General features: G+C 69.9%; 16 protein-coding genes. 11 read left to right on the forward strand and 5 right to left on the reverse strand.

Going from position 1 to position 15,193, the window contains the following annotated elements:
* Positions 1-20 precede the first annotated feature (20 nt).
* The 3 genes from ACIBGM_RS35060 to ACIBGM_RS35070 all read left to right on the forward strand — a co-directional run bounded on the left by ACIBGM_RS35060 (position 21) and on the right by ACIBGM_RS35070 (position 3,575).
* A complete protein-coding gene (locus ACIBGM_RS35060) occupies positions 21-1,097 on the forward strand; it encodes a DUF917 domain-containing protein (protein ID WP_396387978.1) in 1,077 nt (358 codons plus the stop codon).
* Positions 1,094-2,620, forward strand: a complete 1,527-nt coding sequence (locus ACIBGM_RS35065; RefSeq protein ID WP_360532829.1) for a helix-turn-helix domain-containing protein — start codon at positions 1,094-1,096, stop codon at positions 2,618-2,620. Before ACIBGM_RS35060 ends, ACIBGM_RS35065 begins: the two co-directional genes overlap by 4 nt.
* Before the next feature lie 187 nt (positions 2,621-2,807).
* Positions 2,808-3,575, forward strand: a complete 768-nt coding sequence (locus ACIBGM_RS35070) for an alpha/beta hydrolase (RefSeq protein WP_396387979.1) — start codon at positions 2,808-2,810, stop codon at positions 3,573-3,575.
* Between the two features lie 2 nt (positions 3,576-3,577).
* Here ACIBGM_RS35070 and ACIBGM_RS35075 read toward each other — a convergent pair whose 3' ends face one another.
* Genes ACIBGM_RS35075 through ACIBGM_RS35085 form a run of 3 tightly spaced genes read right to left on the reverse strand, consistent with a single transcriptional unit; the run spans position 3,578 to position 6,602 of the window.
* The gene (locus ACIBGM_RS35075; protein ID WP_360532835.1) at positions 3,578-4,540 is read right to left on the reverse strand and encodes an aldo/keto reductase; all 963 of its coding nucleotides are present in this window, start codon (positions 4,538-4,540) and stop codon (positions 3,578-3,580) included.
* Entirely contained in the window at positions 4,537-5,289 is a 753-nt protein-coding gene (locus ACIBGM_RS35080; protein ID WP_396387980.1) for an SDR family NAD(P)-dependent oxidoreductase, read from the reverse strand. The genes ACIBGM_RS35075 and ACIBGM_RS35080 overlap by 4 nt, the downstream gene beginning before the upstream one ends.
* Positions 5,286-6,602, reverse strand: a complete 1,317-nt coding sequence (locus ACIBGM_RS35085) for an L-fuconate dehydratase (RefSeq protein ID WP_360532841.1) — start codon at positions 6,600-6,602, stop codon at positions 5,286-5,288. The genes ACIBGM_RS35080 and ACIBGM_RS35085 overlap by 4 nt, the downstream gene beginning before the upstream one ends.
* Before the next feature lie 107 nt (positions 6,603-6,709).
* Between ACIBGM_RS35085 and folP the strand changes: the two genes are divergently transcribed.
* The 3 genes from folP to ACIBGM_RS35100 are packed head-to-tail and all read left to right on the forward strand — an operon-like array spanning position 6,710 to position 9,029.
* The gene (gene folP / locus ACIBGM_RS35090) at positions 6,710-7,585 is read left to right on the forward strand and encodes a dihydropteroate synthase (protein ID WP_396387981.1); all 876 of its coding nucleotides are present in this window, start codon (positions 6,710-6,712) and stop codon (positions 7,583-7,585) included.
* Positions 7,586-7,599: 14 nt separating this feature from the next.
* Positions 7,600-8,325 (forward strand): pyrimidine reductase family protein, encoded by a 726-nt coding sequence (locus tag ACIBGM_RS35095; RefSeq protein WP_360532847.1) that lies wholly within the window; start codon positions 7,600-7,602, stop codon positions 8,323-8,325.
* Between the two features lie 2 nt (positions 8,326-8,327).
* The gene (locus tag ACIBGM_RS35100) at positions 8,328-9,029 is read left to right on the forward strand and encodes a class III extradiol dioxygenase subunit B-like domain-containing protein (protein WP_396387982.1); all 702 of its coding nucleotides are present in this window, start codon (positions 8,328-8,330) and stop codon (positions 9,027-9,029) included.
* Here ACIBGM_RS35100 and ACIBGM_RS35105 read toward each other — a convergent pair.
* Positions 9,022-9,648, reverse strand: coding sequence for a hypothetical protein (locus tag ACIBGM_RS35105; protein ID WP_396387983.1), 627 nt, complete (start codon positions 9,646-9,648; stop codon positions 9,022-9,024). The genes ACIBGM_RS35100 and ACIBGM_RS35105 overlap by 8 nt on opposite strands.
* 134 nt (positions 9,649-9,782) lie before the next feature.
* Here ACIBGM_RS35105 and ACIBGM_RS35110 point away from each other — a divergent pair, with 134 nt between their 5' ends.
* Positions 9,783-10,409 (forward strand): hypothetical protein, encoded by a 627-nt coding sequence (locus ACIBGM_RS35110; RefSeq protein ID WP_396387984.1) that lies wholly within the window; start codon positions 9,783-9,785, stop codon positions 10,407-10,409.
* A 33-nt stretch (positions 10,410-10,442) separates the two neighbouring features.
* Here the strand turns inward: ACIBGM_RS35110 and ACIBGM_RS35115 are convergent, their stop codons facing one another.
* Positions 10,443-11,417 (reverse strand): iron-siderophore ABC transporter substrate-binding protein, encoded by a 975-nt coding sequence (locus tag ACIBGM_RS35115; RefSeq protein ID WP_360532858.1) that lies wholly within the window; start codon positions 11,415-11,417, stop codon positions 10,443-10,445.
* A 75-nt stretch (positions 11,418-11,492) separates the two neighbouring features.
* On the opposite strand from ACIBGM_RS35115, the gene ACIBGM_RS35120 reads away from it, so the two are divergent.
* The 4 genes from ACIBGM_RS35120 to ACIBGM_RS35135 are packed head-to-tail and all read left to right on the forward strand — an operon-like array spanning position 11,493 to position 14,960.
* Entirely contained in the window at positions 11,493-12,506 is a 1,014-nt protein-coding gene (locus ACIBGM_RS35120) for a FecCD family ABC transporter permease (RefSeq protein WP_396387985.1), read from the forward strand.
* The gene (locus ACIBGM_RS35125; RefSeq protein ID WP_396387986.1) at positions 12,503-13,531 is read left to right on the forward strand and encodes a FecCD family ABC transporter permease; all 1,029 of its coding nucleotides are present in this window, start codon (positions 12,503-12,505) and stop codon (positions 13,529-13,531) included. The genes ACIBGM_RS35120 and ACIBGM_RS35125 overlap by 4 nt, the downstream gene beginning before the upstream one ends.
* Entirely contained in the window at positions 13,531-14,304 is a 774-nt protein-coding gene (locus tag ACIBGM_RS35130) for an ABC transporter ATP-binding protein (RefSeq protein WP_396387987.1), read from the forward strand. The genes ACIBGM_RS35125 and ACIBGM_RS35130 overlap by 1 nt, the downstream gene beginning before the upstream one ends.
* Positions 14,301-14,960 carry a (2Fe-2S)-binding protein gene (locus tag ACIBGM_RS35135; RefSeq protein WP_360532870.1) on the forward strand — a complete coding sequence of 220 codons (660 nt, stop codon included), beginning with the start codon at positions 14,301-14,303 and terminating at the stop codon, positions 14,958-14,960. The genes ACIBGM_RS35130 and ACIBGM_RS35135 overlap by 4 nt, the downstream gene beginning before the upstream one ends.
* Positions 14,961-15,193: the final 233 nt, after the last annotated feature.

Consider the following 15,193-nt stretch of genomic DNA (forward strand, 5'->3'; position numbering starts at 1 on the left):
CGCGGTGACATCATCGGCCCATGACGACGGTCATCCGGGAGCAGGATCTGGGGGCGTTGGTCGTCGGCGTCACGCTGCTCGGGTCCGGTGGTGGCGGCGACAGCCGGGCGTTCGGACGGATCCTGCAGCGCCGGCTGGGGACCGGTGACCTGTCGCTGCGCGACGCGTCGGCGGGTGTCGAGGGCAACCTGAGCCCGGTCGGTGTGGTCGGGGCGACCAGTGTGCTCACCGAGAAGCTGCCGAGCGGGGGTGAGTTCGCCGCCGCAGTGCAGGCGGTCAGCCGGTGGACCGGTCAGCCCGTGGACGGGTTGATGTCGCTGGAGGCGGGCGGCCTGAACGGTCTCAGCGCGCTGGTCGCTGCAGTGGACATGGGCCTGCCGTTCGTCGACGCCGACCTGATGGGCCGGGCGTTGCCGCGACTCGACCAGTTCTCCTGGGCGGTGGCCGGGCGCTCGCTGACACCGTGTGCGTTGAGCGAGCCGGGCGGACAGGTCGTTGTCGTCGACAACATCGATCCGGCCGGGCTGGAGCGCGCCGTACGGAGCTTCGTCGTCCACACCGGCGGCTGGGCAGTGCTGGCCCTCGCGCCGACACCGGCCGCGGCTGCGACCGCCGACGCGGTCAACGGGAGCCTGGCACGTGCACTCGAGCTCGGCCGCGTCCACGCCGATCTGCCTGTCTCGGCAGCGCCGTCCGAGGTGGCCGAGGCACTCGGTGGACGGCTACTGGGCGACGGGCGGGTCGATGAGGTGGCCCGGTACGGCGGTCGGTCGCACGGCCCGGGTGGTGCGTTCGGGCGGGGCACAGTCTGTGTTGTCGATGAGCCGAGTCGGGCTGTGGTCCGGATCGAGACCGAGAACGAGTACCTGCTGGCGATGGTCGACGGCGTACCGGTGGTGACCACACCGGACCTGGTGTGCGTGCTGGACCGGCGGACGCTGCAGCCGATCGCGGTCGACGCGATCCGTTCGGGTGACGAGGTGCTGGTGCTCGGGTTGCCGGGGCCGGACTGGTGGCGGCACGGCGAGCGGCTGACCCACGTGGGTCCGCGAGCCTTCGGTCTCACGTGCGACCCACTGTTGCTGGAGGCATCGTGACTGCGCTGGCTGCGATGCTGACCTCGCCAGGCTGGCGGGACGTCGTCGTACTGGGTGGTGGGCAGGCGGAGCCTGGGCCGTCGCTGAAGGGCTCGCGGGTGTTGATGGATGTCGCTGGGCATCCGGCGCCGATGGGCGGTGAACTGCTCGTCGTACTGCTCTCGTCGGACCACACCGACTGGCGGATCGATGCGCTGATCAGCAGGGCCTCGGCCGCGGGTGCTGCGGCGGTGTTGCTGGCTGGGGTGGAGCCGTTGGGGCGTGGGGCTCAGTTGCTTGCCGAGCGACTGCAGTTGCCGGTGCTGGGGAGTCCGGATCCGTTGGCTGCCCACGACTACCTCAACCGGGTGACGGCGGAGCCGGAGTTGGTGCGAGCCGATCTGGTGCAGCGGGCGGTGACTGCGCTGCGGCGGTCCGACGGTGAGCTGGAGTCGGTGCTGCGTACGGCGGCCGACGTACTGGAACGGCCCGTCACGCTGGCTGGGTCTGACGGCGGCACATTGGCTGGTGAGCCGTTGGAGCCTTCTGAGCGACCGGAGTTGGTTGCTGCGTTGCCTGCGGTGCCGGTGGCGTGGGCAGCGCCGTACCGGGTGGATCTGTCGAGTGGTGCAGTGCTGATTGCGGTGTCCGTGTTGGGTGCTGGGCCTGCTTGTTGGTTGGTGGCTCGGTTGCCCGGGGTGGTCGCGGCTGAGGTGGCCGCCGTACCTGAGGTGCTGACTGTGGTTGCGCCGGCTGTGGGGCAGCGGCTGGCGTTGCGGCGGTTGGAGCTGGAGCGGGACGCTCGGCAGCGCACGTCGTTGCTGGGGGAGTTGTTGCATGGCGAGCCGTCCGAGGCGACGCGGCGACGTGCCGTGGACCTGGGGTGGCAGCTCGACGGGTGGCACACGGGTATCCGCATCGGTGCGGACGGGCAGGTGGATGTGGCTGGTCGCCGTACTGATGTGGTCGAGGCGTTCGATGCTGAGGGGTTGCAGGCGGTGGTGGTCGAGCAGGGGGACGGCTGGTCCGCTTGGATCACCGCCGCGCGTGAGCCGACGGCGACTGAGGTGCAGCAGCAGGCTGCAGCCATCCGGCGTGTCCAACGCCGTTTGGTGCAGACCGTGGACGCGTATGTCGGCGTTGGTCGCGTACAACCCGGGCCGAGCGGCATCGCCACCTCCCTTGCTGAGGCCGGCGATGCTGCCGGGCTCGCCCGCGGTCGCCCGGAGACTGGCCGCTTCCTACACGTCGACCGGCTCGGCCTCGCGCAACTGCTGCTGGCCTGGACGCGCACCGACACGTTCCAACCGGCCGCCCGCGCCCTCCTCGCCCCGATCGAACACCAACCCGGCGACCTGGTCGGCACTCTCGCCACCTACCTCGACACCGAATCCTCCTTGGCCGAAACCGCCGCCGTCCTCGGCATCCACCGCAACACCGTCTCCGCCCGGATCAGCAAGATCCAGCAACTCCTAGGCGTAGACCTGACCAACCCCGACGAACGCCTGGCCCTCCACCTAGCCTGCCGAACCGCCCGCGACTGATCGCTGGAAATTGGGGCGCGGGATGGGGTGGGGGTTGGTAGCGTGTGGGCGACCGTGTGAGTGTGAGGAGGTGAGTCCCATGAAGGTTGTACGTACGTGGGTGCTCCCCCTCGTCGCCACGGTCGGCGATTGACGTAGGGGTCGCCGGGAGCGCCGGACCACTTGGCACTCCCGAAAGGCAATTCCCATGCATTCTTTGCGTTTCACCAACGAGGCATCGTCGAACGGTGTCGTCGAGCGTGACTTCATGGTGGGCGACGTCCCCGGCGTACTCTGGTCGCCAGCAGCTGGTCTCGAGCATGCGCCGCTGGTGCTGATGGGGCACGGCGGCGGCATGCACAAGAAGACGCCTGCACAGGTGGCGCGTGCTCGCGATGCAGTCACGCAGTGGGGCTACAACGTGGCCGCCATCGACGCGCCAGGGCACGGCGAACGGCCGCGTACCGCGGACGACGAGCAGGCCCGCCTCGACCTCCGGCAGGCGTTGACGGACGGCGACCACGAACGCTTCAAGGCGGTCAGCATCCGCTTCGCGATCTCGCTTGCGGAGCGCGCCGTACCCGAATGGCAGGCGACTCTGGACGCACTCCAGGAGCTGCCCGAGATCGGTACCGAAGCACCGATCGGGTACGGCGGGGGCATCTCGCTGGGCACGGCGATCGGCGTACCGCTCACGGCGACCGACTCCCGCATCTCAGCCGCCATCTTCGGTGGCGGCTTCTTCGTGTACGACGAACAACTCGAAGCCGCCCGCCGGATCACCGTCCCGATCCAGTTCCTGCTCCCGTGGGACGACGAACACGTCGACCGTCAGTCCGGCATCACCTTGTTCGACGCCTTCGCCACCCAGGAGAAAACCCTCCACGCCAACCCAGGCGACCACCGCACCATCCGCTGGATCGGCCTCGACAACGAGTTCCTCCCCCGCCACCTCGGCCGTCCACCAGCCGCCTGAGCTCAGGGCGTGGGGGCGTCCTCGCGGAGGAGGCCGGTGGATTTCAGGTCGGACCAGAGGCCACCTGGGATTTCCGTTCGGGCCAGCTCGGCGTTGGTGTGGACTTCGGCGGGGGTGCGGCAGCCTACGGCCAGGCCGGCCACGGCGGGGTGCGCTAGCGGGAAGGCGAGGGCCGCGGCGGGAAGAGTGACGCCGTGGGACTCGCAGACGTCGGCCAGTTTGTTGGCCTTGTCCAGCAGCGACGCGTCGGCGGGAGCGTAGTTGAAGGTGGCATCGGCGGCGGGGCGGGGCCGGGAGAGGAGGCCGGAGTTGAAGATGCCTACGGCAACGATCTGGACGTCGTTGGCGACACAGGCGGGCAGGACGTCGTCGAGGCCGTCGGGGTCGATCAGGGTGTAGCGGCCGGCCAGCATGATCACGTCGATGTCGACCTCCTGGACGAACCGGGTGAGCATCGCGCTCTGGTTCATCCCGGAGCCGATCGCGCCGATCACGCCCTGGTCGCGAAGCTCGATCAGGGTCGGGAAGGCGGTGCCGACGGCCTCGTCGTAGTGGTCGTCGGGGTCGTGGACGAAGACCACGTCGAGCCGGTCGGTGCCGATCCGGCGCAGCGAGTCCTCGATGCTCTGCAGAACGCCGTCCCGCGAGAAGTCCCAGCGCCGGCGACGATTCGAGTTGATCGCGAAACCTTCGTCGTCGGTGGCGGCATCGTCGGCGGTGTAGATGATCCGCCCGACCTTGCTCGACAGCACGTACGCGTCCCGCGGCTTCCCGGCCAGGCCGCGGCCGAGCCGCTCCTCGGCCAGCCCGAGACCGTAGTGCGGCGCGGTGTCGAAGTACCGCCAGCCTTCGTCCCAGGCTGCGTTCACTGTGGCGACGGCGTCGGCTTCGCTCACCTCGCCGAGCAGGTTCCCGATCGGCGCCCCACCGAGGCCGACCCGCTGATCCGCTGGAAACAGTTTCATGACCGCGCCGCCGGAAGCCTAAGGTTCTGCATCCCGCCGTCGACGGCGAGCGCCGTACCGGTCGTGGAACCGGACAACGGGCTGGCGAGATACGCGATCGCGGCAGCTACCTCGTCGGCCGAGACCAGGCGCCCCATCGGCTGGCGGGCCTCGAGTGCGGCCCGTTCCGCCGCCGGGTCCGCGGCGACTTCGAGGAGGCGGCCGACCCATGGCGTGTCCGCCGTACCAGGGTTCACGCAGTTCACCCGGATGCCTTCGCGCACGTGGTCCGCGGCCATTGCCATGGTCAGAGCCAGTACGGCGCCCTTCGACGCCGAGTACAGCGCCCGGTTCGGCAGACCCGCGGTGGCGGCGATCGAGCAGGTGTTGACGATCGCGGCGGCCGACGACTTGCGCAGGTACGGCAGCGCGGCCCGGGTCACCCGGGCGATGCCGACCACGTTGACGTCGAGGACGCGGTGCCACTCCTCGTCGTCGTTGGCCGCGACCGTGCCCTGGGCGCCGATGCCGGCGTTGTTCACCACGATGTCGATCCCGCCGAGTTGCAGCGCGGCTGCGGCGACCGCGTCCCGGACCGAGCTGTCGTCGGTGACGTCCGCGGCGATCCCGGTCAGCGGCTCGGAGACGTCAGGCTTGAGGTCGAACACGACCACCTGGGCGCCCCGCGCGACCAGCAGCGTGGCGGCCGCGAGGCCGATCCCCGAAGCACCTCCGGTCACCACGGCCTTCAGGCCGGCGAAGTCGGTCACTTGCCCTCCTTGGTCAGGTCGGTCCAGATCTTGCCACTCGGGTACCGGTAGTCACAGAGCGTCTCAGCATCCATCTCGGCCCCGAACCCGGGCTTCAGCGGCGCGACATAGTGCCCGTCCTTGATCACGACCGGGTCGAGGAAGTGCTCGTGCAGGTGGTCGACGTACTCGATCACGCGGTCCTGTGCCGAACCGCTCACCGCCACGTAGTCGAACATCGACAGGTGCTGCACCAGCTCGCACAGCCCGACCCCGCCGGCGTGCGGGCACACGGGCACACCGAACTTCGCGGCCAGCAGCAGGATCGCGATGTTCTCGTTCACCCCGGCGACCCGGGCCGAGTCGAGCTGCAGGACCGACAGCGAGCCGGCCTGCAGCAACTGCTTGAACACCACCCGGTTCTGCACGTGCTCGCCGGTCGCGACCCGGATCGGCGCGATCCCGGCCGCGATGGCCGCGTGCCCGAGGATGTCGTCCGGGCTGGTCGGTTCCTCGACCCACCAGACGTCGTACGGCGCCAGCGCCTTGACCCACGTGATCGCGTCGGCCACGTCCCAGCGCTGGTTGGCGTCGATGGCGATCCGGATGTCCGGGCCGACCGCCTCGCGGGCCAGCCGCATCCGCCGTACGTCGTCGTCCAGGTTGGCGCCGACCTTCAGCTTGATCTGGGTGAACCCATCGGCGACGGCCTCGTGGCAGAGCCGGACCAGCTTGGCGTCGTCGTACCCGAGCCAGCCGGGCGTCGTCGTGTACGCCGGGTAACCGCGCTCCCGCAGCAACGTCTCCCGCTCGGCCCGCCCGGACTCGGCGGCGCGCAGGATCTCCAGCGCCTCCTCGGGCGTCAGCGCGTCGGTGAGGTACCGGAAGTCGATCAGGTCGACGATCTGCTCGGGGGTCAGGTCGGACAGCAGCTTCCACAGCGGGACGCCGGCCCGCTTGGCGGCGAGGTCCCACACGGCGTTGACGACGGCGCCGATCGCCATGTGCATGACGCCCTTCTCCGGGCCGAGCCAGCGCAGCTGCGAGTCGTGCACGAGCGAGCGCCAGAACCCGCCGAGGTCCTTCAGCGTCGAGTCGAGGTCGAGTCCGATGACGTGGTCGCGGAGCGCCTCGATCGCCGCGGTCTGGACGTCGTTGCCGCGGCCGATGGTGAACGCGAACCCGTGCCCTTCCAGCCCGTCCTCGGCGTCGGTCCGCAGGATCAGGTACGCCGCGGAGTAGTCCGGGTCGGTGTTCATCGCGTCGGAGCCGTCCAGGTCCAGCGACGTGGGGAAGCGGACGTCGTACGTCTCTAACTCGGTGAATCGTGGCATGAGGACCCGATCTGCTGCGGTGGGCGGGCTGACGCGTCGAATCCTATAGGATATGTGGCGGATTGGGCAGTGGTGGGGCCTGGCGGCCGGCCACGTAGAGTCGGCCCATGGCGGAGCGCGGGGTACTGCGGCTGGGCGGCCGGACGTTCGGCGAGGGCGAGTTCGCGCTGATGGCGATCGTCAACCGGACCCCGGACTCGTTCTTCGACCGCGGCGCGACGTACGCGACCGAAGCGGCGTACGAGGCGATCGACAAGGCGGTCGCCGACGGCGCCGACCTGGTCGACATCGGCGGCGTCAAGGCCGGGTACGGCGAACCCGTGAGCGAGGCCGAGGAGCTTCGCCGGACCGTGGACTTCGTCGCCGGGATCCGGTCCCGGCACCCCGGGCTCGTGATCAGCGTCGACACGTACCGCAGCGGTGTCGCCCGCCAGGTCGCCGAGGCGGGCGCGGACTTGATCAACGACACCTGGGCGGGCGCGGACCCGGAGGTGGCCGGGGCCGCCGCCGAGTTCGGCGCCGGACTGGTCTGCAGCCATGTCGGCGGCCTCTCGCCGCGCACCGACCCGCACCGGATGGCGTACGACGACGTGGTCGCCGACGTGATCCGTACGACGACCGCCCTCGCCGACCGCGCGGTCGCCGCCGGGGTCCGGCCGGACGGGATCCTGATCGACCCGACCCACGACTTCGGCAAGAACACCCTGCAGTCGCTCGAACTGACCCGCCGCCTGGACGAGCTGGCCGCCACCGGCTGGCCGGTCCTGGTCGCGGTGTCGAACAAGGACTTCATCGGCGAGACCCTGGAGCTGCCACCCGGGCAGCGCGGCAACGGGACGCTGGCCGCGCTCAGCGTGTCCGCCTGGCTGGGCGCCCGGGTCTTCCGCGTGCACGACGTGCCGGCCGCGCGGCAGGCGCTCGACATGATCGCCGTACTGCGGGGCACCGGTCAGCCTGCCGGAACCCGACGAAGCCTCGCCTGAAGGAGCCTGACCTGATGCGCCGACTGGAAGACCTCAGCGACGCCGACCTGGCGGCGGCCTACGAGCCGGCCGACCGCTCGGTGCCACACCTGCGCGCGAACTTCGTCAGCAGCCTGGACGGCGCGGTCGAGATCGACGGCCAGTCCAAGGCGTTGTCGAGTGACTCGGACAGCCGGTTGTTCAGCCGGATCCGGATGCTGGCCGACGTTGTGATGGTCGGCGCCGGGACGATCCGGGACGAGGGCTACAACCCGCTGCGGTTGTCGGCGGCGAGCCGCGAGTGGCGGCGGGCGTCCGGCCTGCCGGAGAACCCGACCCTCGTGGTGGTCTCGTCGCGGCTCGAGCTGAGCCCGGTGAACCCGATCTTCCAGTCGGCGGTGCGGCCGATCGTGGTCACGCACTCCGCGTCCCCGCCGGAACGCCGCGAGGCGCTGGGCGAGGTGGCCGACGTCCTGGTACTGGGAGCGGCCGAGGTCGATCTGACCGCGGTCGTCAAGGAGTTGGGGGAGCGGGGGATGCCGCAGATCCTGTGCGAGGGCGGTCCGCACCTGCTGGGGTCGCTGACCGAGGTGGACCTGGTCGACGAGCTGTGCCTGTCGCTGGCGCCGCTGCTGGCGGGTCCGGGCGCCGGGCGGATCACAGCCGGCCCGGAGACGACACTGACCCGGCGGATGAAGTTGGAGACCGTGCTGACGGCGGACGACGGGTATGTGTTCCTCCGCTACCTCCGGGAGGGGTGAGCGTGCCAGTAGTGAGTGCTGCGGTCTGCCCGCACCCGCCCTTGCTCGTCCCAGAGGTCGCATCCGGTGCGGCAGGAGAGCTGGACGACCTGCGCGCTGCCTGTCTGACAGCGATCGAGCAACTGGCCGCAGCGGATCGGCTGCTGGTTCTCGGCTCGGCTCCGGCCGGTACGACATCGGTCGGGCCCGTTTCCTACGATGGCTCCGCCGGTGGGTCCTTCGGCGCCTACGGTGCGCCTGGCGTGCGGGTCGGGGCCGGTGACGCGGTGCTACCGCTGTCCTTGGCCATGGGTGCCTGGCTGGTCGAACAGACCAAAGCCGCCGGGCTGCCACGCTCCTACCTCGCCGTTTCCAGCGCCACCTCGCCTGCGCAGTGCGTGCAGCTCGGCCGGGAGATTGCGGCAGGCAACGATCGGATCGGGTTGCTGGTGATGGGTGACGGCTCGGCTCGGCGCAGTGAGCACTCTCCGGTCCACCTGCATCCACGGGCGGAGATCTTCGACACCACGGTCGCGACCGCGTTGGGTGCCGCCGACTCCGTCGTACTGGCTGCTCTCGATCCCGACCTTGCCGCCGAGCTCCAGGCGGCCGGGCGTGCGCCTTGGCAGGTGCTCGCTGGTGTCCTGGAGTCTGGGCTGACCGGCAATCTCGCCTACCACGCGGCGCCGTACGGCGTCGGCTACTTCGTGGCCACGTTCACCTAGGGACAGGCGGCCAGCGGTCAGCTGTGTCGGCCAGGTCGTCGCGACCGGCTGCCCGTAGTTGTTCGACGAGGTCCGAGCGAGCCGCTTGTACGGCGGCCACCGCGGCGTCGGCGGTGTCGTGCGGACCGGACCAGTTGCAGACCGCGTCACCGGCGTACCAGACGCCCGTCGACGAGCGCCGTACGTGGGACGCGGCCAGACGTGCGGCCGGCAGGTCCGTCGCGGCCAGCTGAATGACGGCGTCGACCGCGACAACATCAGCGTCCAGGTCCAGCAGCGGCCGCAGCTCTACTGCGTCCGTCAGCACGAACTCGTACCCGGCAGGCGCTCGCTCAACCAACCAGGCGAGCGCCTCCTCGGCAGTCTCCTGCAGCAGCCGCGCGTTGTCCGGATCGGCCAGCGTCTGCACACCACACAGCCGCGTATGAGTAGGCCGAAGCTCGTTCTGCCACAGCCGAACCTGCAACTCGTCCCGCCCCGCCAACCGCCGCCCGAGGATGCGCGCCAGCCCGACGACATCGAAGTGGAGCTCGTCCAGCGTTCGGGTCCGCCCCGGCTCGCCGGGCCGGGTGCCACGCGTCGTCCACGCACCCACATGCCACCGCTCCAGCGCCGTCATACGCCCGACCTTATCGAGCGCGCACGCCGGTCACTCTCCGCTGTGGACGCAGTCACGGTTTTGGTCCATGGTTGAGCATCACACCGGTGGCCGGGGGGCCATCGAGTACGACGTATCACGTGGGGGGAACCACAGTGAGCCAGACCAAGACAGGCACGCCTGCCGGAAAACCGGACCAGCAGAAGGAGGGCTGGCACCGGCATCCTGCCTTCATCGCGATGATCACCGCGCTCGGCGCCATCGTCAGCGCGGCATTGGCCATCTTCCTCGGCCAGACCGGCGCGCTGCCCTCCAGCATCAACCCGGCGCCGGCACCGACCACCATCTTCGCGACCGAAACCGTCACTGCCACCAGCACGGTCACCCAGACGGTCACGGAGAGCCCGACCACGGGTCCGGACAGCCCCAGCACCACGCCGACGGTGGAGACGCCGCCGCCGGGTAGCTTGGCGATCACCGTGGAGCTGGGGCGCAACGGGAAAATCGGGCCGGACGAGTACCGGGCCGGATCGTTTCCGCACGCTGCGGCGGTGGTCTACGACGAGACCGGCAAGTACCTGACCAGGGGGTGCTACCTGACCTGGGAGCTGAAGCGCGGGTCGACGGTGATCAAGTCCACCCGCACCGAGACCTGCGGCGGGACCACGTTCTACTTCCAGCCCGGGTACCTCGAGGTCGCCGGGATCTATCAGCTGTCGGTCTCCGGTCTCACCGACGCCGGAGCAAAGGGGACGAAGGCCGTGCAGTTCAAGGTCATCTGAGGTGATGGCCCGCCCGGGCGGGCCATCACACAGTCACGCCTTTGCCGGGGCCGGGACGTCGAAGGTCTTGGCCAGGTCGGTGAGGATGACCCAGGCGCCTTGGAGGCCGACGGCGGTCATCCAGGTGAGGTCGGGGACCTCGTGGACCTTGGCGGCCAGCGGGGTCCAGAGCGGGTTGGCCCTGAACTGGGCGGCGGTCTTGGCGCTCAGGCCCTTCTCGTCGGCGTACTCGGTGACGAAGATCGCGTCGCCGTCGGCGTCCTTGATCCGCTCGGGGCTGATCTCCAGCGCGAAGTCCTCGACGTCCTGCGACTTCGGCCGGGCCAGGCCGGCGTCCTTCAGCACGATGCCGGAGAAGCTCTTCTTCTGGTACAGCCGGGTCGGGCCGTCGACGAACCGGACGATCGAAATGGTCGGGTCGCCCGCCTTGGCGTTGATCGCGTCGCCGACGGTCTTGGCCGCCTTCTCGTACGCCGAGAGCTCCTGCTCAGCGAGCTCCTCCTGGCCGAGCGCCTTCGCCTCCAGCCGGATGTTGTCCTTCCAGGTCGGCCCGGTGGTCTCCGACATCACCGTCGGCGCGATCGCGGACAGCTGGTCGTAGAGCTTCTCGTGCCGGACCTTCGCGGTGATGATCAGGTCCGGGTCGAGGGCGGCGATCTTCTCCAGGTTCGGCTCGGCCAGCGTGCCGACGGCCTGCGCCTCCGACCCGTACGCCGTCCGGTCCTCGCCGAGGTAGTCCGGCAGCTTCCCGTTGATGCTGCGGTAGTCGGTGTAGCCGACCACCGGGGTGTCCAGGATCAGCGTGGCGTCGACGAAGCTCGCGTCCAGGGCGACGACGCGCTTCGGCTTGGCCGGGATCTCGGTCGTGCCCATCGCGTGCTCGACGGTGCGCGGGAAGCCGGCATCCGAGCCGGCGGCGGCCGATGGCTCCTCGTCGGACGAGCCGCCGCACCCGGTCAGGGCGAGGGCGGCGACAGCGAACAGGGCGGTCAGGCGGGTCAGACGCACGGGTGTTCTCCAGGGGGACAAGGACGCAGGTTAAGGTGGCTCACCACCTCAGTGAAGTAAGGCAACCCTAACCATATGCGCTCCGCTGTCCCTGTCGCACTTCCGGTACGGCGTACCGGCGCGCTGCTGCTCCTGGTCGCGATCCTGGTGCTGGCGTTCGCGGCCAGCCTTGCGTTCGGCTCCCGCTGGCTGGGTCCGGGCGCGCTCTGGCACGCGCTGATCTCGAACACCGGCACCGACGCCGACGTGATCGTCCGCAACCTGCGCTTCCCACGCACTGTGGTCGCCGTGCTGATCGGGGCCTGCCTCGGCATCGCCGGTGCGTTGATGCAGGGCCACACGCGGAACGCGCTGGCCGAGCCGGGGATCTTCGGAGTGAGCTCGGGCGCTGCATTCGCCGTCGTACTCGGGCTGCAGCTCGGTCTGGTCGAGTCGGTGGCGTCGACGGTCTGGGTCGCGCTCGCGGGTGCGCTGCTCGCGACCTTCGGGGTGCAGCGGCTCGCATCGCGGGGGAGTGGTGCGTCGCCGGTCGGGCTGGCGCTGACAGGCGCCGCGGTGGCCGCGATGCTCGGTGCGGCGACGTCCGCGATCGTGCTGCTCGACGCGAACACGCTGGACAGCTATCGCTTCTGGGCGGTCGGTTCGGTGGCCGGTCGCGGGCTGGACGTCGCTGGTCAGGTGCTGCCGTTCGCTGTGGTCGGTCTGCTCCTTGCCGCAGTCAACGCCCGCGACCTGGACCTGCTGGCGCTCGGTGACGACGTGGCCGCGGGGCTCGGGTTGTCCATCCGTCGCGCCAGACTGGTCGGGCTCGCGGCGATCGGCCTGCTGACCGCGGCGGGAGTCGCAGCGTGCGGTCCGATCGGATTCCTCGGACTGCTCGCGGGGCACGTCGCGCGGCGGATGTTCGGCGCCCGCAACAGCTGGCTGATCCCGGCAGCGGGCCTGATCGGTGCGATGTCGCTGGTGATGGCGGACCTGGTCGGTCGCTTGGTCGGTGGTGCCGGTGAGGTGCAGGCCGGTGTGGTGCTAGGCATCGTCGGAGCGCCCTTGTTCGTCCTTGTCGTCAGACGTCGTGCGGTGGCCTTGTGAAGTCGCGGACTGTCTTCCTGAGCGTTCTCTTCGCGGCCCTGGCTGTCGTGGTGGCCTTGGTGTCCTTGAGTGTCGGTACGACGAAGCTCCCGGTCGCGGATGTGGTCGAGGTACTGCTCGGCGGAGGCCGCCGCGGCACCAGACTGGTCGTCCTGGAACTCCGCCTGCCTCGGGTAGCGACTGGTCTGCTCGTCGGCATCGCGTTCGCCGTGTCAGGTGCGCTGCTGCAGACCCTGTCGCGCAACGCACTCGCCAGCCCGGAGATCGTCGGCGTCAACTCAGGTGCGTCCGCCGGCGCGGTCGCCGTGATCGTCCTCGCCGGCACCGGTGGCGGGAACATCTCCGGCGTCGCAGCAAAGGTCGGCATCCCGTTGGCCGCCGTACTGGGCGGACTGCTCGCTACGCTGATCGTCGGCGCGTTGTCGATCCAGCGTGGCGTGGTCGACGCGGGGCGAGTGGTGCTGATCGGCGTTGGTGTCGCAGCCGCGGCCAACTCGCTCGTCGCCTGGTTGCTGGTGATCGGTGACGTCAACGACGCGGGTCGCGCTGCGGCGTGGCTGGCCGGTTCGCTTAACGCCCGCGCGTGGAGCGACGCCGTACCGGTCGGACTGGCCGTGTTGTTGCTCTTGCCAGTAGCAATGATGTTCAACCGGGACCTGTCCGCGCTGGTGCTCGGTGACGATGTCGCGTCGTCGCTAGGCGTGCGCGTGGCCCGCATCCGGCTCGCGTTGCTGGTCATCGCGACCGTGCTGGCCGCTATGGCGACCGCAGGTGCTGGGCCGATCGCATTCGTCGCGCTGGTCGCGCCGCAGATCGCGCAGCGGCTGACCCGGATGGAGCGGCCGCCGTTGCTGACGACTGCGATGCTCGGCGCGCTGTTCGTCGTACTGGCGGATCTGCTGGCCCGGAACGGGTTGCAGTGGCTGCAGGTCGGGCCGTACGAGCTGCCTGTCGGCGTGGTCACGGCCGCGGCGGGCGCGCCGTACCTGCTACATCTCATCGGTCGCCAGCAGAGGGGACGCTAATGCACGTAGAGAACATCACCCTCGCGTACGGCGCTGATGCGCCGGTGGTGACCGGGTTGACGCTGGAGGTGCCGGCTGGGCGGCTGACTGCTGTCGTCGGGCCTAACGGGTCCGGCAAGTCGACACTGCTGCGTGGGATGAGCCGGCTGCTGACTCCGCAGAGCGGTCAGGTGCTGCTGGACGGGAAGGACATCCACAAGCTGCCGGCTCGCGACTTGGCCCGGCAGCTCGGTGTGCTGCCGCAGGGGCCGGTCACGCCTGAAGGGATCACCGCAGCGGAGCTGGTGTCGCGTGGTCGGCATCCACACCGGGGGCTGTTCGGCCGGCTGACCGCTGAGGACGACGCAGCGATCGACGAGGCGCTGGCAGCGGTCGAGCTGACCGAGCTGCGCGAGCGGTCGGTGGACCAACTGTCCGGTGGGCAGCGGCAGCGGGTGTGGATCGCGATGGTGCTGGCGCAGGGTACGCAACACCTGCTGCTCGACGAGCCGACGACGTACCTGGACCTGGCTCACGCTGTCGACGTCATGAACGTCGTGCACGCGGCTGCTGCGTCCGGACGGACTGTGGTCGCCGTACTGCATGACCTGACTCTGGCGGCCCAGTACGCCGACCACCTGGTGGTGATGGGGGATGGCCGGATCGCGGCTGAGGGGCGGCCGGTCGACGTACTGACCGAGGAACTGCTGGACGATGTGTTCGGGCTGCAGGCCACCGTGGTGGAGGTCGGGGGCGCGCCGGTCGTCGTACCCGACCGTAGGCTGGCCGGGTGACGTACTCCGTCGATCGCCTGGCCGCCATCGTGGACGACGCGGTGGCGTGGGTCTCTGTGCGCGTCGCGGACGCCGTGCCGGGGCCGGAGTGGGTGTCGTGCGCGGACGTGGTCGCGGAGCAGCAGGCCGGTGGCGACCCGACATACGGGTGGCGGAAGACGGTGCGGGAGGACTACGCCCGCGAGTACGCCATCGAGCCGCCGGTGCGGATCGCGGCCATGATCACGCTGATGTGGTACGTCCAGGTGCCGTCGATCATCGCCGGAGTCGCTACCGCGGTGACCGGCATGTCACCGGACGTATCGCCGGGGTCGCTGGCCTTCCGGCGGCATCCGACGGCGCACTACCCGTTCGAGGTCGCGCTGCTCACGGATCAGGTCGTCACCGTCGACGAGGCGGCCGCACAGCTCAGCAAGCACACGACTGCGTTCCTGGAGTCCTACCGGCCCGAGGTGAAGCTCGGCTCGCTGCAGCGGTTCGGGGCGGTGAAGGACGAGCTCCGGCAGGCGATCCGGATGCCGGAGGAGGCGCCGTACGCGGATCGGGCGGCCGCGGCTTTCGACGTGTCGCTCGAGGACAAACTGCGCATCTCGTGTTGCTACTACTACGCGCTGCCCAACATCAAAGCCTGCACGACCTGCCCTCGTTTTCGGTGACTTCAAAACTGCCTGACCGGGGCGGTGGGGTGGTGGGGAAGGAAAATGTCGGTGGGGCCGGGCACGATGGCCGGCATGACTTTTTCAGCGTGTCCGGCGTCACTGACGGGTAACCTGCCGTCGGTTGTCCGGCCGGTGGTCCGGGGCTAGGTTCGACGACGTGGCCTCGCCCGGTGGTGCCCCGGCGACGACTCCGATCGGCTCTCGGGCCGATGCGGAGGGGTTCGTCGCGA

It is taken from the genome of Kribbella sp. NPDC050470 (assembly GCF_044458365.1).
Taxonomy (GTDB): Bacteria; Actinomycetota; Actinomycetes; order Propionibacteriales; family Kribbellaceae; genus Kribbella.